Genomic DNA, 19,473 nt, shown 5'->3' with positions numbered 1-19,473 from the left:
CGTCTCCGTTACACCTTTTCCACGTTAACCAGGAACGCCTTGAACTCCGGCGTTTGCGTGTTGGCATCGCCGACAAACGGCGTCAGCGTGTTGGCGATAAAGCCTTTCTTCGCCACCCCTTCGTAACCCCAGTGGATCGGGATGCCGATGGTGTCGACGTCTTGGCCGTTCACCTGCAAAGTACGGATACGCTTGGTCACCACCGCCTTGGCCTTGATATAGCCGCGGTTGGAGCTGACTTTCACCGTATCGCCGTGCTTGATGCCTTTTTTCTCCGCCAGCTTCTCGCCGATCTCCACAAACTGCTCCGGCTGCGCGATGGCATTGAGCTGCGCGTGCTTGGTCCAGTAGTGGAAGTGCTCGGTCAGACGATAGGTGGTGCCGACATACGGGAACTTGTCGGAGGTGCCCATCGCCGCCAGATCGTCCTTGAACACGCGCGCCGCCGGGTTGGAGACCACGTTCGGGTGCAGCGGGTTGGTGCCGAGCGGCGTTTCGAACGGCTCGTAGTGTTCCGGGAACGGCCCTTCCGCCATTTTGTCGGTGGCGAACAGGCGGCCCATGCCTTCCGGCTGCATGATAAACGGCCCGACGTCGCTGCCCGGCGCGGCAGCGCTGTAGTCCGGGATATCCACCCCGCCCCACTTGGCGCCGTCCCACTCCAGCAACTGACGTTTCGGATCCCAGGGTTTCCCCTGCGGGTCGGCCGAAGCGCGGTTATACAGAATGCGGCGGTTGAGCGGCCAGGCCCAGGCCCAACCCAGCGTGTTGCCGAGGCCGGACGGATCGGCGTTATCGCGCCGCGCCATCTGGTTGCCGGCCGGCGTCCAGCTGCCGGCGAAGATCCAACAGCCGCTGGCGGTGGTACCGTCGTCGCGCAGGTGAGCGAAGGTGCTGAGCTGTTCGCCCTTCTTCGCCAGCACTTTGCCGTCGGCGTCCAGAATGTCCGCCAGCGCCTTACCATTGCTTTCCATCGCCACTTCTTCCGAAGCGGGGTTTTCCGGCGTCAGGTAATCCCAGGTCATGTTCAGCACCTGTTCAGGCACCGCGCCGCCTTCACGCGCGTACATCTCGCGCAGGCGGATGAAAATGCCCGCCAGGATTTCCCCGTCGTTCATCGCCTCACCCGGGGCGTCCGCGCCTTTCCAGTGCCACTGCAGCCAGCGGCCGGAGTTAACGATCGATCCGTTTTCTTCGGCAAAGCAGGTGGACGGCAGGCGGAACACCTCGGTCTGAATCTTCGACGGATCGACGTCGTTGAACTCGCCGTGGTTCTGCCAGAAGTTGGACGTCTCGGTGTTGAGCGGATCTATCGTCACCAGGAACTTCAGCTTCGACAGCGAGGCCACGACCTTGTTTTTGTTCGGGAACGACGCGACCGGGTTAAAGCCCTGGCACAAATAGCCGTTGACCTTCCCTTGCGACATCATCTCGAAGTACTGCAGTACGTCGTAGCCTTTGTCCCACTTCGGCAACCAGTCAAAGCCCCAGCCGTTGTCTTTCTGCGCCTTGTCGCCATAGAAGCTCTTCATCATGCTGACGAAGAATTTCGGGTAGTTGCTCCAGTAGTTCACCTGGCCCGGCAGCAGCGCCTTCGGCGTGTTGGCCTTCAGGTAGGTGTCGATATCCGTCTGTTTCTCCGACGGCAGCGTCATATAGCCCGGCAGGCTCTGCGACAGCAGGCCCAGATCGGTCAGGCCCTGGATATTGGAGTGGCCGCGCAGCGCGTTGACGCCGCCGCCCGCCATGCCCATGTTGCCGAGCAACAGCTGGATCATCGCCATGGTGCGGATGTTCTGCGCGCCGACCGAGTGCTGAGTCCAGCCCAGGGCGTACAGGAATGATGCAGTTTTATCCGCCACGCAGGTTTCGGCGATGTATTCGCAGACTTTGATGAAATCCTCGGTCGGCGTGCCGCAGATATTGTTCACCACCTCCGGCGTATAGCGGCTGACGTGCTGTTTCAGCAGGTTCCACACGCAACGCGGATCCTGCAGCGTCAGATCACGCTTGGCGAAGCCGTTTTCATCGAGCTGATAATTCCAGGTGGTTTTGTCGTATTTGCGGTTTTCGGCGTCGTAGCCGCTGAACAGGCCGTCTTCGAAGGTAAAGTCTTCCCGCACCAGCAGGCTGGCGTTGGTGTAGGCGTGTACGTATTCGCGGTTAATCTTGTCGTGGGTGATCAGGTACAGCAGCACGCCCGACAGGAAGGCGATGTCGGTCCCGGAACGGATCGGCGTGTAGAAATCCGCCACCGATGCGGTACGGGTAAAGCGCGGATCGATGACGATCAGCTTGGCTTTATTGTGAATTTTGGCTTCCATCGCCCAGCGGAACCCCACCGGATGCGCTTCCGCCGCATTACCGCCCATGACGATAATCAGATTCGCGTTCTTGATATCAACCCAGTGGTTGGTCATCGCACCGCGACCAAATGTTGGAGCAAGACTTGCTACCGTTGGTCCGTGTCAGACACGCGCCTGGTTGTCTACGGCAAGCATGCCGAGAGCGCGACTAAATTTTTGGGTTAAATACCCGGTTTCGTTACTGGAGGCGGAGGCACACAGCATGCCGGTGCTCAGCCAGCGGTTGACGGTGACGCCCTGTTCGTTGGTTTTCACGAAGTTGGCGTCACGGTCTTCCTTCATCAGTTTGGCGATGCGGGTAAAGGCATCGTCCCAGGTAATGCGCTGCCATTTATCTGAACCTGGCGCACGATACTCCGGGAACTGGAGGCGGCTTGCACTGTGGATGAAGTCGACCAGCCCCGCGCCTTTCGGGCAAAGCGCGCCGCGGTTTACCGGGTGATCCGGGTCCCCTTCAATGTGGAATATGCTTTCTTTGGCGTTTTTGGCGCCATCACCAAGGCTGTACATCAACAGCCCACAGCCGACGGAACAATACGTACAGGTATTACGGGTTTCACGGGCGCGCAGCAGTTTGTACTGCCGGGTTTCCGCTAACGCCACTTCCGGGGCAAAGCCCAGTGCGGCGACCGTCGTTCCTGCCATACCGCCAGCGCAGATCTTAAAGAACTGCCTTCTGCTGACCTGCATGGGGATCTCCTTTCACTCTCGATTGTCACATTGTTTCAAATGGCGCTTTCCCCCTTGAAGCGGGAAGCGCTAAAATCGATCTTGTTTTTACGCGGCAATATTACCACAGCGTATATAGGGTTGTTACAAACAGGTGCCAGTTAAGTGAACACTATAAACCCAGAGCAGCACATAAATGAGACCCCGCTCACAGGGGTGACCCAGGCCCAGGTTTATCAGCGCGGGCAGCTAGCCACCGCACAGCCGGACTGGCTGGCGGAAGAAGTGCCGGTCGCCCTGGTCTATAACGGCATCTCTCACGTGGTGATGATGTGCACGCCAAAAGATCTGGAGGCATTCGCCCTCGGCTTTTCGCTGTCCGAAGGCATTATCGAGTCACCGCGCGATATCTACAGTATAGAGATTAACCAAACCTGTAACGGGCTGGAGGTGCAAATTGAGCTCTCCAGCCGCCGCTTTGCCGGGTTGAAGGAGCGCCGCCGCGCCATGGCGGGCCGCACCGGCTGCGGCGTGTGTGGCATCGAACAGTTGGCGGACATCTTCCGTCCGCTGCCTGTGCTGCCGTTCACCCAACGCTTTTCTCTCGCCAACCTCGACCACGCGCTGAGGCAGCTCAAGCAGGTGCAGAACGTCGGGCAGCTCACCGGCTGCACCCACGCCGCCAGCTGGATTTCGCCGCAGGGTGACCTGCTGGGCGGCTGTGAAGACGTCGGCCGCCACGTAGCGCTCGACAAGCTGCTCGGCGTGCGCGCGAAGCAAGATTGGCAACAGGGCGCGATCCTGGTCTCCAGCCGCGCCAGCTATGAAATGGTGCAAAAATCCGCGATGTGCGGCGTAGAGATCCTGTTCGTGGTTTCTGCGGCCACCTCGTTGGCCGTAGAAATCGCCGAGCGCAGCAACCTGACGCTGGTCGGTTTCAGCAAACCCGGCCGCGCGACGGTGTTTACTCACCCGCAGCGCATTGTGGATTGATTTAATCCCTTACACTAAGTAGGGCATTGATAATCATTTTCAAGATCATTTAATTAACTATAATGATCCGACTGCTTACGCGGTGCTAGCACCTTGCGCCGCCCATACCCCACTGGAGATGATGATTATGAGTTATTCACTGCCATCCCTGCCGTACGCCTACGACGCACTGGAACCGCATTTCGACAAGCAGACGATGGAAATCCATCACACCAAACACCACCAGACTTACGTCAACAACGCGAACACCGTGCTGGAAGCGTACCCTGAGCTGGCTTCGCTGAGCGTTGAAGAGCTGATCCAGGATCTGGATAAAGTGCCAGCCGACAAGCGCACTTTCATGCGTAACAACGCCGGCGGCCACGCTAACCACAGCCTGTTCTGGAAAGGCCTGAAAATCGGCACCACGCTGGGTGGCGATTTGAAAGCCGCTATCGAACGCGATTTCGGCAGCGTCGAGAAATTCCAGGAAGAGTTCGAGAAAGCCGCAGCAACCCGCTTCGGTTCAGGTTGGGCCTGGCTGGTGCTGAAAGGCGACAAACTGGCCGTGGTATCTACCGCTAACCAGGACAGCCCGCTGATGGGCGAAGCCGTTGCCGGCGCTTCAGGTTTCCCAATCGTGGGCCTGGACGTGTGGGAACACGCTTACTACCTGAAATATCAGAACAAACGCCCAGACTACATCAAAGCGTTCTGGAACGTGGTTAACTGGGACGAAGCGGCAGCACGCTTCGCTGCGAAGAAGTAATTCGCCCCCAGCACTGATGATGCCCGCGTGAAGCGGGCATTTTTTTACCCAAAATCCGCTAAAGTTTGACCGCCCTTTGCCGATGGTTTGTTCAATAGACGTTCGCCCGCAAAGGAAAAATAATATGGCGGCATTGCAAACACTGGCAGGAAAGTTCGTTCATCTCACCGTGGGTAAAAAGCTCGGCCTGGGGTTTGGTCTGATGCTACTGCTGACGGCGATCATCGCCGGCACCGGCGCACAATACCTGAATATCATCGAATCCCGCGCCTACCGCATCGATTTCAGCAACCGGCTGAATGACGAAATCAATCAGGCCAAATATAACCGCGCGCTGTTCGGCCAGACCTACCGGCCTGAGTACCTGAAGAATAACCGCGCCAATATCGAAAACGCGGTACGGCTGATCAACCAGGGCCAGACGCTGGACTGGGATACCCAAAGCCGGCGAGACCTGCAACGCCTGGTGGTATTGATCGGCCAATACCAGCAGCAGCAAAACGCCTTCGAAAAGGCGGTAGCGGCAAAAGATGCGATACGCCAAAGTTGGAACATGTCGGAAGTGCAAGACAGCCTGAATCAGGTGGAGCGCCAGTTGACCAATGGCGACCTGCAACTGGCTTTTGTGCAACTGAATCAGAAACTGACCCTGGTGCGCTACGACGCACGCGGCCTGTTGCTGAGCCTGAACCGTGAATCCGAAGCGCCGCTGTTAGCGGCGATTGATGACGCGCGCAGCACAGCAAACGCACTCAGCCGACGGCTCAGCGATGCCCAGCGCCCCCTGCTGCAACCGCTGTTGAGCGCGCTCGACGACTACAAAAACCGAATCGAAGCTTATCTGCCGGCTTATGAACAGGAACAGCAGACCAGCCAGCGGCTGGGGGACAGCGCCCAGGAAGTCGGTACGCTGGTCAACGCCTTTATGCGGGACGAACTGGCGCAAACCCATAACGATATTAATGCGGCGCAGCTGCAGATGGGCATCACCACGCTGATTGCCATTATCGCCGGGTTGCTGATTGCCTGGCGCATCACGCTGCAAATCACCCGGCCACTGCGCAGCACTCTGGCGCTGGCGGAACGCATCGCCAACGGCGATCTGCGTCAGGCGCAGACCAGCACCCGCCGCGATGAACTCGGCCAATTGTTGAATGCGGTAGCGGCGATGAGCCGAAACCTGCGCGATATGATTGAGAAAATCCAGATGGGGGTCAGCCAGGTCTCTACCGCTGCGGCGGAGATTGCCGCAGGCAACACCGATTTGTCCTCTCGCACCGAACAACAGGCGGCGGCGGTAGAAGAGACCGCCGCCAGCATGGAGCAACTGACCGCCACGGTGAAGCAGAACGCCGAAAACGCCCACCACGCCAACCAACTGGCTACCGAGGCTTCGCAAACCGCCCAACAGGGCGGCAAGCTGGTAGAGAACGTAGTCAGCACCATGCGCGATATTTCCAGCAGTTCGCGACGAATCGCCGAAATTACCACCCTGATCAACGGTATTGCTTTCCAGACCAATATTCTGGCGCTCAATGCCGCCGTAGAAGCGGCGCGCGCCGGCGAACAGGGGCGTGGCTTCTCGGTGGTGGCCAGCGAGGTTCGTAATCTGGCACAGCGCAGTGCCCAGGCGGCAAAAGAGATCGAAGGGCTGATCGCCGAGTCGGTCAGCCGGGTGCAAACCGGCACCACCCTGGTGGAGAATACAGGCAGCACCATGGAGCAAATCGTCCTCTCGGTGACCCACGTGCGCGATATCATGGCGGAGATCGCCGCCGCCTCCGACGAGCAAACGCGCGGTATCGCCCAGATCGGCCAGGCGATTGTCGAAATGGATCATACCACCCAGCAGAACGCCGCACTGGTGGAGGAATCCGCCGCCGCCGCCGACTCGCTGGAAGAGCAGGCTGACATGCTGCTGCAAAGCGTCTCGGTATTCCGCCTGGCGGAGCAGAAAGCCCCCGACGCCGTGGCGAGAGCCGGCGCGCCAAAAGCCCCGGTGATTAAAGCGCGGTCAGCAACAGCGCAAGACAACTGGACCACGTTCTGATGCCCCTCCCCGCCCGGTTATTTTCGGGCGGGATGTTCTGTCCCTCCCGATCAACTCAGGCTATGCTGAACCTCTGACGCAAAGAACGGAGGCGCATATGCATCACCCTGAGGTTTATATCGGCACCATCCAGCCTTATGACGGCGGGCGGCCCAGCGGCATCGCCAAACGCCTGGTGGACGGCGCCATCAAGCTGACCCCGCTCGGCCTGGAAGGCGACGAGCAGGCGGAAAAAAGCTATCACGGCGGGCCGGACCGCGCTTTGTGCCACTATCCGCGCGAACATTATGCCCACTGGCGGGAACAGTTTCCTGCACAGGCGGAACAGTTCTGCGCGCCGGCTTTCGGCGAGAATATTTCCACGCTGGGGCTGAGCGAGCACAACGTGTTTATGGGCGATATCTTCCGCTGGGGCGAGGCATTGATTCAGGTCACCCAGCCGCGCTCTCCCTGCTTCAAACTCAACTACCACTTCGCAATCGACGACATCTCGGTGCTGATGCAGCAGAGCGGCCGCTGCGGCTGGCTGTACCGGGTGGTGTCCGCCGGCGTCGTCAGCGGCGATCGTCCGCTGGAGCTGGCGACACGCAACAGCGACATCTCTGTGGCCGAAGCCATCGGCATTGCCTGGCATATGCCGTTCGATGAAGAGCAGTATCGCCGTCTACTGGCGGTCGCCGGGCTGTCCGCGAGCTGGAGCAAAACCATGCTGACTCGCATCACTACCGGCCGTATCGAAAACCTTAACCGCCGTCTGTTGGGGCGTTGAAAAAGACCCCAGGTATACTGTTGTGCAACCTCTTTCAGCCAGGAGCAGAAGCTATGACCACCCCCTCTCATTCGATCCACCACGCCGCAGCCGTGGGTTATCAGGCCAATGCCGACCGCTACGTGAAAGGGCGACCGGATTATCCGCCGGAGATCGCCACCTGGCTGCGTGAGGTTATCGGCCTGCACGCCGGCATGACGGTCATCGACCTCGGCGCCGGTACCGGCAAATTCACCCCGCGCCTGCTGGAAACCGGTGCGCAGGTGATCGCCGTCGAACCGGTAGCGCAGATGCTGGAAAAACTGTCGGCAGCGCTACCTCAGGTGAAAACGCTGGCGGGCACCGCCGAGTCGATTCCGCTGCCGGACGAATCAGTCGACGCCGTGGTTTGCGCGCAGTCCTTCCACTGGTTCGCCACGCCGCAGGCGCTGGCTGAAATTCAGCGTATCCTCAAGCCCGGCGGCAAGCTGGGTCTGGTATGGAACATGCGCGATGCGCGCGTGAGCTGGGTGCGCAAGCTGAATCAGATTGTCGACAGACACGAGGGCGACGCACCGCGTTTCTACACTGGCGAATGGCGCAAACTGTTTCCGGTCAAGGGGTTCGAAGCGTTGCAGGAGCAGGTGTTTATGTTCGGGCACCAGGGCGCAGCAGAAGATGTGATTTACAACCGGGTGCGTTCAACCAGCTTTATCGCCGCCTTGCCGCCGCAACGGCAGGAACAGGTGATCGATCAGATTCGCCAGTTGGTGGCGGAGGAAGGGGAATTGCAGGGCAAGGACACTGTGACCGTGCCCTATCAGACCAAGGCGTATTTCACCACCAAGCAATGAAAACGGGGCGCCACAGACGGCGCCCGATTTTCAGAATGCTTTTTTGGCGTAGCCGGTGACCACTTTCAGGCCCATCTCACGGCCCAGAGCGGTCATCGGGTGCACCACGATCAGGCCGCGCGCGCTTTTTTTCAACGAGCCCATGTCCGCCTGCTCTTTCTTGGTGATTTCACGGCTGAAGGGCAGTTGGCTCAGCTTTTGCGCTTCCACGCTCAGCTTCTCGACGCGCACGCCTTTCAGACGTTCGATTTCCGTCGCCAGCTTCTCTTTTTCTTTGGTGTGCTGGGCAATCAGGTCGATATTGCCCTGTTGGATCACCGCCGTGTCTTTGTGATTCAGTGCGTCCAGCAGGTCGCTAAGGCGCTTAATCTCTGCCTTTTCTTTCTCTTTCATGGTTTATGGCCTGTCTGTGCCTGTACGGCACGCTAATCAATGATGCCCACATTGTAGCAAAATGCGCACGCAGTTACTCGCCTTGCTCGATTCCCGGCGGCAATCCGCTCATCTCACAGGCTTTCGCCCCCACGCGCGCCAGCGCCTGGGTATAACGTGCATTAAACGGATAGCAGCAAGAGAGCCGCAGCCCGTTGCGGTGGCGGCCGCTGGGGGAATACAGCGTGCCCGGCGTCAGGCAGATTTGTTCCTCCAGCAACTGATGGAACAGCGCCACGCTGTCGACCCCGTCCGGCAACTCGACCCAGAACACAAAACCGCCCGCCGGCTGCGTCGCCCGCGTGCCGCGTGGGAAATGGCGGGCAATCAGCGCACGTGCCTCCTCCACCTGGGCGGCGTAGCGCTTACGCAGGTTGCGTAAATGATGATCGTAGCCGCCGGTTTCCAGGAACATCGCCAGCGTCTCCGACAACAGATGTGATTCCGCCATCGATGACACCGCCTTCAGCTTGCGTAGCGCTTCGTTGAAACGCCCACCGGCGATCCAACCGATGCGGAAATCCGGCGCCAGCGTCTTGGTAAAGCTGGAGCAAAACAGCACCCAGCCGTCGCGATCGAAAGATTTCACCGCCGGCGACAGCGCGCCGCCGAACTGAATCTCGGCGTACAGCCCGTCTTCAATCAGCGGCACCTGATGATCGTTCATCAGCCGCGCCAGCCGCTTTTTGGCCGCCAGCGGCATGGTGCAACCCAGAGGATTCTGCACCGTCGGCATGGCGATCACCGCATCCAGCCGCTTCTCATTCAACAACAGCTCCAGCGCGTCCAGCGACAGGCCATGCTGCGGATCGGTCGGGATTTCCAGCGCCTTCAGCCCGAGGCTGGCCAGCAGCGGCAGCAGATAAAAATAGGTCGGCGACTCCAGCCCGATACAGTCGCCCGGCTTGGTGGTCACACGCAACGCCAGTTGCAGCGCCTCCATGCAGCCGTGGGTCAGGGTGATATCGCCAGGTTCCACCAGCATACCCAACGTCATCGAGCGGCGGGCGATCTGCTGGCGCAGCCGCAAACTGCCGGGCGGCAACGCGTACTTGCCGATCAGATCGGGCTGGCGACGCAACTGAGACGACAGCATCCGCCCCAGTTTGCCGCCCGGATAAAAATCAGAGGTTTGCGGGCAGGCCAGCGACAGGTTGGTGAACGCCGGGTTCTGCTGGGCGGCAAACACCGTGTCGATCAGCGCCAGCACGTCGTCCGCCGGCGGCTCTATCCGGCTACTGGGCTGCGAGGCGGCTTTCAGCGCCGGCAACGTGCTGCGTACATAGAAGCCAGACTGTGGCCGCGCTTCGATCAGCCCACGGTCTTCCAACGCGCGGTAGGCCGCCACCACGGTATTGATGCTGACGCTGTGGGCCTGCGCGCAGCGACGCACCGAAGGCAAACGGCTGCCGGGCAGCAGCGTACCGCGGCGAATGGCCTGCGCCAGGGTATCCGCCAGTTGCTGATAACGCGTTTCAGGCATTTCATCGAGCAGGGTCACAGTTTCTCTCCAGGTAATGGGTACAGTTTGCTTCTTACAAAACTGTACCCGTAACAATAGCGGGTTTCTGGCTCTGTCACCATCCGCTCGCAGGTTTTATGCTGGTTCCTTTGCTACTGTGTCGTTTAAGGAACCCGTTATGCTGGACACCGCCTTTATCAGTTATGTCACGGTGATGTCGATCACCCCCGGCCCCAACAACCTGCTGCTGGCCTCTTCTGGGGTCAACTTCGGCCTGCGCCGCACCCTGCCGATGGTGTTCGGCATCAGCCTTGGTTGTGGGGTACAGTTGGCCCTGACCACCAGCCTGCTGGCGCTGGTGCTAAGTTGGGCCGGGGCGATCCGTTTCCCGCTGGCGGTGATTGGCTGCGCCTATTTACTGTGGCTGTCGTGGAAGCTATTCCAGGCAACCTCGCCGGATGCCAAACAGCAGGCGCAGCCGATGCGGTTGCTCAACGGCGCGCTGTTCCAGGCGGTAAATCCCAAAGCCTGGTTGATGGCCATTAACATCGCGATCCTGTTCACCCCGCGCGAAGGGACCAGTCTTAGCCACACGCTAATGCTCGTTGCCGGCTTTGTCGCCTTGAATATCCCTTGCGTGCTGGTGTGGGCGGCGCTGGGCGATCGCCTGCGCGATGCGCTGCGCGTCACCTGGAAGCTGCGGCTGTTTAACGCGACGATGGCGGGTTTGATGGCGGTAACGGCGCTGTGGCTGTTGTTCGATGAGTGGCGCTCGGCCTTTGCTTAACCGCGGCCGAGAGGAGAAAGCCGGGACGGTTGTTTGGCGCCGATGCCGGCGATCAGATCGGTAATCGACAGCACCATGGTGGAACGCACAACCTGCTGGTATCGCTGACGCTGCATGGCGATCAGCGATTCTTCCGCCTCGCCGGGCTGCAGAAAAGTCGGCACCGGCGGCAGCGCGGCCACGCAGTGAAGTTCGCCGAACGGGCCGAGGATTTCATCGTCGACAAAGCGGTATTCCGAGCCGTCGTGATTGAGCTCTTCGCGCATCGCCATCAGCAGTTCGGCATCTTCGTACTCATGACGCGAGATAACGCCCAGCCCATACATCAGCTTAAGGCGCACCGACAGCTCACCCAAGGGGCCGGCGCCGGACAATAGCGGTTCAACGGCATACTTCACCGCATAGTCGTCCTTGCGGAACACCTGAACCACCAACACGTTGAGCGCTTCCGCCAGCAGCTCTACCGCCGCGATCAGAAAACTGCGCACCGTCTTGCCTGCGTTCAGCTTTTCCAGAACCTGATTTTCAAATGCCTGTGGCTCGATCATCGTCGCTTTTCGAATGGCCTGGGAGATGCCGTCAATGCTGAAGTCGGGGTATGGGGGCGCAGCTTGCCGCGCCCGTGGATTCGTCATACTGAATCTACTTTTGCATGGCGTTATACACAGCAACCGCCTGTTCTACAACCTCACTTTCAACCGGCAGGCCGGAAATTTGCGCCAGAGCCGCTTTTGGCCCCAGTTTGGTCAACAACTCCACCAGCTCTTGCGCCTGCGGATCCTGCTCACTGCGGTAGCTCATTGCGGCGGCGATACCCTGGATCAGGTTGTCGTGCGGCAGGCCATATTCCAGCGTGCCCAGCAGCGGTTTGATCAGGCGGTCACCGGCGCTCAGTTTACGCAGCGGCTGGCGGCCCACGCGCTCGACATCATCGTGCAGATACGGGTTTTCAAAGCGGCTGAGGATTTTGTCGATGTAGGCTGCGTGCTTGTCGGCGTCAAAGCCGTAGCGCTTGATCAGCACCGCACCGCTCTCTTCCATCGCGCCTTTCACCACGCGGCGGATAGCCGAGTCGAGGATCGCATCACGGATGGTCAGCAGAGCGGCCTGTTGGCCAAGGTAAGCGGTGATGGCGTGGCCGGTATTGAGCGTAAACAGCTTGCGTTCGACAAACGCCATCAGGTTATCGGTCAGTTCCATGCCGGCGATCGCCGGTGGTTGGCCCTTGAACTGGGTCTGATCGACAATCCACTCGCTGAAGGTTTCTACCGTCACTTCCAGCGGATCGTCGCTGCCCGCTTCCGCCGGCGGCACGATGCGGTCCACTGCCGAATCGACAAAACCGATATGCTGTTCGACCCACGCCTGCTCATCTTGCGGCAACGCGTCGAACACGTGCTGTTTTAACTGGCTGGTGCCGCGCACCATGTTTTCGCAGGCGATGATGTTCAGCGGCCGAGTGTTACCCTGCTGATGGCGTTTGATCAGTCCTTTGGCGACAGTGCCGGCAATTTTAGCCAGGATCTGCGGACCGACGGCGGTGGTCACGATGTCCGCTTCGGCGATCAGCGCCACCGCCTCTTCGCTGCCGCTGTTAACCGCGCTGACATTATTCACGCTCTCAACCCGCGCCTGCTCACCCACGACGTGAACCTGATAGCTTTTGCGGCTGTTCAGCAGGTCCAGCACGCTTTGGTTAACGTCGGCAAAGGTCAGTTCGGCGTGCGCGTCCGCCAGCAGCTTGCCGATAAAACCACGCCCGATATTCCCTGCACCGAAATGTAATGCTTTCATATTCCTACCTTTCCAATGTCGAAGGGTGCAGCAAGCTGCACCCTTTAAAATGATTCTGTTATCCGACTTTTTTGCCACCCAGCAGGTCCAGCACTTCCTGCACACTGGTGGTATTCGCCAACCGCTCGATGACGCCTTCGTCATCCAACGCGTTGGTCAGGCTGGTGATCACCTGGATATGTTCGTTGTTGCGGGCGGCAATGCCGATAACCAACCGCGCCACTTCATCCTCTTCATCCCCGAAGCGCACGCCCTGCGGATACTGGCAGAACACTACGCCGGTGCGCAGCACCCGGTCTTTGGCTTCGATGGTGCCATGCGGCACCGCGATCGACTCGCCCAGATAGGTGGAGGTGAGTTTTTCACGCTCCAGCATCGCCGGGACGTATTCCGGCTCTACGTAGCCGCCTTTAACCAGTTGTTCGCCGGCAAAGCGGATTGCCTGTTCTTTATCGCTGGCCTGCAGGTTAAGGAACACGTTGCTTTCGCTCAGTTTGAACAGGTTTTGCTCGGTCGCTTCAAAGCTGTCGTCAAGCGTGCTGATGACTTTTTGCTGGTTATCGGTGGTTTTGTTGGCCGCCACCAGACGTTCGGTCAGATCGCTGTACAGCTTGCTGTCAAGGAAGTTGGTCAGCGAGATGTGCTGGGCCTGTGGCGCATGGCGCATCGCACGCTCGGTCAGATCGCGGTGGGTGATCACCAGATCCACATCGTCCGGCAGGCTATTGATGGCGCTGTTGGTCACGGAGATGTTTTTCAGCCCGGCGTCCGCCACTTTTTTGCGCAGCACGCCGGCGCCCATGGCGCTGGAGCCCATGCCTGCATCGCAGGCGACGATGATTTTACGTACGGTAGTCAGGTCGCCGTCCACCGCGGCGTGCGCTGCAGCACCGCCTTTAGCCTGAGATTTCATCTCCTGCATGCGGCGGGTCGCTTCTTCCAGATCGTCCTCTTCCTTCACTTTGGAGGTTTTCAGCAGGAAAGCGGAGACCACGAAGGACACGGCGAAGGCCGCCGCAACCGCCGAAATATTGGCAAAGTAAGCGCCTTTTGGCGTCATCGCCAGTACCGCCAGGATGGAGCCAGGGGAAGCCGGAGAAACCAGGCCGCCGTTCAGCAGGGTGAGAGTGAACACGCCGGTCATGCCGCCCAGGATCACCGCCAGCAGCAGGCGTGGATTCATCAGCACGTACGGGAAGTAAATTTCGTGGATACCGCCGAGGAAGTGAATGATCGCCGCACCGCCTGCAGACTGTTTGGCGCTGCCACGGCCGAAGAACATGTAAGCCATCAGCACGCCCATGCCCGGGCCCGGGTTGGCTTCAATCAGGAAGAACACTGACTTGCCGGCCTCAGTGGCCTGCTGAATGCCCAACGGCGAGAAGATACCGTGGTTGATGGCGTTGTTCAGGAACAGGATCTTCGCCGGTTCGACGAAGATTGACGCCAGCGGCAGCAGGTTATTCACCACCATCACATGTACGCCGGCCGCCAACAGTTTCGACAGCACTTCCACCAGAGGGCCAATGGCCATAAATGCCAAAATCGCCAGCAACATGCCGATAATGCCGGCGGAGAAGTTGTTCACCAACATCTCGAAGCCGCTTTTGATTTTGCCGTCGACCCAGCGGTCAAAATGCTTGATCGACCAGCCGCCCAGCGGGCCGGCAATCATCGCCCCGAGGAACATCGGCATGTCTGCACCGACGATCACCCCCATGGTGGTGATGGCACCGACGACCCCGCCACGATCACCCCCCACCAACCGCCCACCGGTGAAACCGATCAGCAACGGCAGCAGGTAAGTGATCATCGGGCCAACCAGTTTGGCCAGAGTTGCATTCGGCAGCCAGCCGGTAGGAATGAATAACGCGGTGATGATACCCCATGCGATAAATGCGCCAATGTTGGGCATCACCATGTTGCTTAAGAAGCGGCCAAAGTTCTGAACTTTGACTTTGATGTCTGGTGAAAACATAAAACACACCCCTATTGTTACGCGCTGACAATAGAGCGCGTGATTATTGTTGTTACGATCCAGCCGTGTTGGTGCTGTCTGCGAGTGGACTCTATCACGCTGTTTTTACCACGCGAACCTCACGGACTTTTCGTGATCAATGTCACACTAAACACCCCATGCACCGGGCACTTATAGTGATATTCATCACAATTACTCCGTGTAAAAAAAACACAACGAGAACAAAACCCGCGTAAATGCGCAAAAACAGTGATAAACATCACACTTAATCGTCGCGTGTTTGTTTTTAAATTGTGACATTAATCACAATTTATTTTATCAGTGACTACCGAATCCTGGTTTGAGGAAGACCTTCCCTGTGAGCACTCATCCCGCCGGGAAATAGCGATGTGATGAATGTAAGAAAACTACATGACGAAATACGATGACTAATTGAAGTGTAGTACAGAAGCGATGGAGAAGAAGTGAGCAAGCTATTGGAAAGCTGGGGGGATAAATAACAGAAGCCGGCAAGCCGGCCTCTTAAAAACAATTACTGGGTTACGCTAGTAACGGTTTTCTGTGCATTCAGTAAATCCTGCTGCTTGGCTACCAGATTCGACATCATGGTGTTGTACTGCGTTGCCTGCTGAGAAGTACGGAACTGCACGCCGTTGTTGTTAAAGCTTACCTGATTGCCCTGAGTGCGCAGGAAATCCCCGACCTGCACCAGATCCTGAACGAAACTGGCGGTAGTAGGAATCACCGGCATCAGCGCATTGGCCGGCCCGGTGACAATCTTGTCATACGCCTGATTATAAACGGCTTTCAGATCGTCAGGTTGCTTCAGCGCTGCCCGAGAGGTGTCCGCCTGTGACTTGGCCGACTGAATCTGCTGACCCAACAGGTTCAGCGCCCCAACGGATTGCTGCAGCGAGTCGCGCTTGCTCATGTAATCCTGCGCGGTGCGGATCTGGTTAATCTGATCCAACGCCGGCGTCAGGCTGGCATCCAGCGATTTGGACAACTGCTGGGAAAAACCAACCAGGATGGCGTAATCACCGGCATAGTTGCCGAATTTCTGCTTCTGATCTTCGCTCAGCGTCGGGATTTTCGCGCCGCTGCGCATAACCGTATTCTGTAAGTAATCAACAAACGCCTTGCGTTGTTCCGGCTCTTTATCGCCGCAGGCGGTCAATTGCATGACCACCAACAATGCCAATACCGGGGCCAACCAACGCGCGAAAACTCTGCTCTGGATCCCTACCGCCATGTGACATAACTCCTGTTATAAACCTGCTTTCTCATCGGACTCCGTCCCTTTTGTTGCACTCCGTGCGCCTATAAGAATAGATCAACTGAGTGCGATCCGATACGCGATTCACCATTCGGTTGCGATTCTGTGGTGAAAGGCCGCTTGCCCAAAGGTAACAGGCTACTGCACGGGCTCTGGCACATGGTACACTTTTGTATCATTTCTCACCGGGCCAACCAGCGCATGTCATCCTATCAGCCACCGTTGACCATCACCTCACGCATTCTACATCTGACTACCGATGTGGGCGCTGCGCTGGCTCGCCTAAAGATGCAGGCCGAACAGGAGCACACCCTACGGCTGCGTCGCATCAACCGTATCCGCACTATTCAGGGCTCACTGGCTATTGAAGGAAATACCCTGAGTGAAGAACAGATTACCGCCATCATCGCGGGAAAACGCATCATTGCACCGCCACGGGAAATTCAGGAAGCCCTCAATGCCATTCGTTGCTATGCAAACCTGAACCATTGGCGTGCCCACCGGGTTGCGGATTTACTCGCCGCACACCGTATGTTGATGGAAAGTCTACTGCCAGACGCCGGGCATTATCGTCGCGGTGGCGTCGGAGTCATGAACGGAAAAACGGTCATTCACATGGCGCCGCCGGCAGAGCGTGTATCCCCGTTGATGCATCAGTTGCTGGTCTGGTTGCAAGAAACAGACCTGCCGCCGTTGATCGGCAGTTGCGTGTTTCATTATGAGGTTGAATTTATTCACCCCTTTGCCGATGGTAACGGGCGTATGGGCAGATTGTGGCAAACGTTAATTCTTTCACGCTGGGACCCGCTGTTTGCCAACGTACCGGTTGAAAGTCTGGTGCATGACAATCAATCCGGATATTACCAGGCACTCAATACCAGTAACCAACGCACCGACTGCGCACCCTTTGTGGAATTTATGCTGGAGATGATTTTGCGGGCGCTGGAGCAAAGTCTTACCCCCCAAGTCACCCCCCAAGTCACCCCTCAAGTCGGCGAGCTGTTAGCGGCGCTAAAGGGAGAGATGTCGCGCGGGGCCATTCAGAGCGCACTGCAACTGCAGGATCGGAAATCTTTCCGCGAACGTTATCTGCAACCTGCGCTGAATGCAGGATGGATCGAAATGACGCTACCGGATAAACCCAACAGCCGTCTGCAACAATACCGGCTCACCGCAGAAGGCGCAGCACAGCGCCGCCAGCAATAGAAAAGGCGCCCGCAGGCGCCTTTTTCACGACAGAACCGCTTACTGCAATACGGAGATATCCGCCACCTGCAGGAACAGCTCACGCAGCTTGCTCAACAGCGTCAGGCGATTGACGCGCACGGCGTCATCCTCGGCCATGACCATTACGTTGTCGAAGAATGCGTCCACCGGCTCGCGCAGGGCAGCCAGTTGCACCAACGCATCCTGATAGTCGCCTGCCGCGAACACCGGCTCCAGTTTGTCGCGCAGTACCACCAGGTGGGTCGCCAGTTGGATCTCGGCCGCTTCCTTCAATACCGATGCGTGAACGCGATCGTTCAACGTATCGGTGGATTTAGCCAGGATATTGGACACCCGCTTGTTGGCCGCCGCCAGCGCCGCCGCTTCTTCCAGCGTACGGAAGTGGGTCACCGCCTTGACGCGCGCGTCGAAGTCCGCCGGTTTGGTCGGACGACGTGCCAACACCGCCTGAATAGTGTCGACGGCGTGGCCTTCTTCCTGATACCAGGCACGGAAACGGCCCAGCATGAATTCGACAACCTCGTCGACGACCTTGGCATTGCTCAGTTTGCTGCCGTACAGGCGCACGGCCTCTTCGGTCAGTGTCTGCAGATCCAGCGGCAGGTTTTTCTCAACGATGATACGCAGCACGCCCAATGCAGCACGGCGCAGAGCGAACGGATCCTTGTCGCCTTTCGGATGTTGCCCGATGCCGAAAATACCGGCCAGGGTGTCCATCTTGTCGGCGATCGCCAGCGAACAGGCCACCAGCGATTCCGGCAATGCATCGCCGGCAAAACGCGGTTGATACTGCTCGTTCAGCGCAACGGCAACGTCTTCCGCTTCGCCATCGTGGCGCGCGTAGTGCATGCCCATCACGCCCTGGGTGTCGGTGAATTCGAAGACCATGTTGGTCATCAGATCGCACTTCGACAGCAGACCCGCGCGGGTAGCGTGGTTTACGTCGGCGCCAATTTGGCCGGCAACCCAGCCCGCCAGCGCCTGGATGCGATCGGTCTTGTCGCGCAGGGTGCCCAGCTGCTGTTGGAACAGCACGGTTTCCAGACGCGGCAGATTGTCTTCCAGACGTTTTTTGCGGTCGGTGTTGAAGAAGAACTCGGCATCGGCCAGACGCGGGCGCACCACCTTCTCGTTACCGGAGATGATTTGCTGCGGATCTTTGGATTCGATATTCGCCACGAAGATAAAGTTCGGCAGCAGTTTGCCCGCGGCGTCATACACCGGGAAATACTTCTGGTCGCCCTTCATGGTGTACACCAGCGCTTCCGCCGGCACCGCCAGGAATTTCTCTTCGAATTTGGCGGTCAGCACCACCGGCCATTCCACCAGCGAGGCCACTTCTTCCAGCAGGCTTTCGCTCAGATCGGCCTTACCGCCAATCTGCTGCGCCGCCAGCTCGGCATCACGTTTGATCAGCGCCTTGCGGGCTTCGTAATCGGCAATCACTTTACCGCGCTCCAGCAGGATCTGCGGGTATTGGTCGGCGTTGTCGATAGTGAACTCGGCTTCACCCATAAAACGGTGGCCGCGAAGGGTGCGGGCGGAATCGATGCCCAGCACGGTGCCCGGGATCAGTTCATCGCCAAGCAGCAGGGTCACGGTGTGTACCGGACGCACAAACTGCACCTCGGAGTCGCCCCAGCGCATCAGTTTCGGGATCGGCAGTTTGGACAGCGCAGTGCTGACCATGCCTGCCAGCAGCGCTTGCGCGGACTGACCTTTGACATGGGCGCGATACAGCAGCCACTCGCCTTTGTCGGTCACCAGGCGTTCGGCCTGATCGACAGTGATGCCACAGCCACGCGCCCAGCCTTCAGCCGCTTTGCTCGGCTTGCCTTCGGCGTCGAACGCCTGGGCAATCGCCGGGCCGCGTTTTTCGACTTCGCGATCGGCCTGTGCGGCGCTCAGATTGGCCACTTTCAACGCCAGACGGCGCGGAGCGGCGAACCAGCTCACTTCGCCATGTTTGAGGTTGGCGCTATCGAGCTCAGCGGTAAAATTCGCGGCAAAAGATTCTGCCAGTGAACGAAGAGCCTTCGGCGGCAGCTCTTCCGTGCCGATTTCCACCAGGAAAGTCTGTTGAGTCATG

Annotated in this window: 15 protein-coding genes; 7 read left to right on the top strand and 8 right to left on the bottom strand. The window is 58.6% G+C overall.

The window, feature by feature from the left end; translation table 11 throughout:
- Window positions 1-8: 8 nt before the first annotated feature.
- Window positions 9-3,056, bottom strand: coding sequence for a formate dehydrogenase-N subunit alpha (fdnG, locus tag SERAS12_RS00215; RefSeq protein ID WP_013810962.1), 3,048 nt, complete (start codon window positions 3,054-3,056; stop codon window positions 9-11).
- 144 nt (window positions 3,057-3,200) lie between these two features.
- Between fdnG and fdhD the strand changes: the two genes are divergently transcribed.
- From fdhD to SERAS12_RS00185, 5 genes are all read left to right on the top strand, one after another.
- Window positions 3,201-4,028 carry a formate dehydrogenase accessory sulfurtransferase FdhD gene (fdhD, locus tag SERAS12_RS00205; protein ID WP_013810961.1) on the top strand — a complete coding sequence of 276 codons (828 nt, stop codon included), beginning with the start codon at window positions 3,201-3,203 and terminating at the stop codon, window positions 4,026-4,028.
- 127 nt (window positions 4,029-4,155) lie between these two features.
- Window positions 4,156-4,776, top strand: a complete 621-nt coding sequence (gene sodA / locus SERAS12_RS00200) for a superoxide dismutase [Mn] (protein ID WP_013810960.1) — start codon at window positions 4,156-4,158, stop codon at window positions 4,774-4,776.
- Window positions 4,777-4,900: 124 nt separating this feature from the next.
- Entirely contained in the window at window positions 4,901-6,826 is a 1,926-nt protein-coding gene (locus SERAS12_RS00195; protein WP_013810959.1) for a methyl-accepting chemotaxis protein, read from the top strand.
- 97 nt (window positions 6,827-6,923) lie between these two features.
- Entirely contained in the window at window positions 6,924-7,595 is a 672-nt protein-coding gene (gene yiiM, locus SERAS12_RS00190) for a 6-hydroxyaminopurine reductase (RefSeq protein WP_013810958.1), read from the top strand.
- A gap of 53 nt (window positions 7,596-7,648) precedes the next feature.
- Entirely contained in the window at window positions 7,649-8,428 is a 780-nt protein-coding gene (locus tag SERAS12_RS00185) for a class I SAM-dependent methyltransferase (RefSeq protein WP_013810957.1), read from the top strand.
- 30 nt (window positions 8,429-8,458) lie between these two features.
- On the opposite strand, the gene SERAS12_RS00180 is transcribed toward SERAS12_RS00185, so the two are convergent.
- Together SERAS12_RS00180 and SERAS12_RS00175 are read right to left on the bottom strand one after the other, a co-directional pair.
- Window positions 8,459-8,821 (bottom strand): YibL family ribosome-associated protein, encoded by a 363-nt coding sequence (locus SERAS12_RS00180; RefSeq protein WP_013810956.1) that lies wholly within the window; start codon window positions 8,819-8,821, stop codon window positions 8,459-8,461.
- A gap of 73 nt (window positions 8,822-8,894) precedes the next feature.
- Window positions 8,895-10,361, bottom strand: a complete 1,467-nt coding sequence (locus SERAS12_RS00175) for a PLP-dependent aminotransferase family protein (RefSeq protein ID WP_013810955.1) — start codon at window positions 10,359-10,361, stop codon at window positions 8,895-8,897.
- Window positions 10,362-10,500: 139 nt separating this feature from the next.
- Here SERAS12_RS00175 and SERAS12_RS00170 point away from each other — a divergent pair, with 139 nt between their 5' ends.
- Entirely contained in the window at window positions 10,501-11,109 is a 609-nt protein-coding gene (locus tag SERAS12_RS00170; RefSeq protein WP_013810954.1) for a LysE family translocator, read from the top strand.
- Here the strand turns inward: SERAS12_RS00170 and SERAS12_RS00165 are convergent.
- The 4 genes from SERAS12_RS00165 to SERAS12_RS00150 all read right to left on the bottom strand — a co-directional run bounded on the left by SERAS12_RS00165 (window position 11,106) and on the right by SERAS12_RS00150 (window position 16,133).
- Entirely contained in the window at window positions 11,106-11,657 is a 552-nt protein-coding gene (locus tag SERAS12_RS00165) for an MltR family transcriptional regulator (RefSeq protein WP_041415802.1), read from the bottom strand. The two genes, SERAS12_RS00170 and SERAS12_RS00165, sit on opposite strands and share 4 nt — an antisense overlap.
- Window positions 11,658-11,751: 94 nt before the next feature.
- The gene (locus tag SERAS12_RS00160; RefSeq protein WP_013810952.1) at window positions 11,752-12,903 is read right to left on the bottom strand and encodes a mannitol-1-phosphate 5-dehydrogenase; all 1,152 of its coding nucleotides are present in this window, start codon (window positions 12,901-12,903) and stop codon (window positions 11,752-11,754) included.
- Window positions 12,904-12,961: 58 nt separating this feature from the next.
- Window positions 12,962-14,881 carry a PTS mannitol transporter subunit IICBA gene (locus SERAS12_RS00155; protein WP_013810951.1) on the bottom strand — a complete coding sequence of 640 codons (1,920 nt, stop codon included), beginning with the start codon at window positions 14,879-14,881 and terminating at the stop codon, window positions 12,962-12,964.
- Between the two features lie 532 nt (window positions 14,882-15,413).
- Window positions 15,414-16,133, bottom strand: coding sequence for a DUF3053 domain-containing protein (locus SERAS12_RS00150; RefSeq protein ID WP_013810950.1), 720 nt, complete (start codon window positions 16,131-16,133; stop codon window positions 15,414-15,416).
- A gap of 183 nt (window positions 16,134-16,316) precedes the next feature.
- On the opposite strand from SERAS12_RS00150, the gene SERAS12_RS00145 reads away from it, so the two are divergent.
- Window positions 16,317-17,363, top strand: coding sequence for a Fic family protein (locus SERAS12_RS00145; RefSeq protein WP_239440970.1), 1,047 nt, complete (start codon window positions 16,317-16,319; stop codon window positions 17,361-17,363).
- A gap of 39 nt (window positions 17,364-17,402) precedes the next feature.
- On the opposite strand, the gene glyS is transcribed toward SERAS12_RS00145, so the two are convergent.
- Window positions 17,403-19,472, bottom strand: a complete 2,070-nt coding sequence (glyS, locus tag SERAS12_RS00140) for a glycine--tRNA ligase subunit beta (RefSeq protein ID WP_013810948.1) — start codon at window positions 19,470-19,472, stop codon at window positions 17,403-17,405.
- Window position 19,473: the final 1 nt, after the last annotated feature.

The sequence above is a fragment of the Serratia sp. AS12 genome (assembly GCF_000214195.1).
Lineage (GTDB): Bacteria > Pseudomonadota > Gammaproteobacteria > Enterobacterales > Enterobacteriaceae > Serratia > Serratia plymuthica.
Note: the sequence above shows the minus strand (reverse complement) of the source record. Positions and strands in the feature narration are given on the sequence as shown.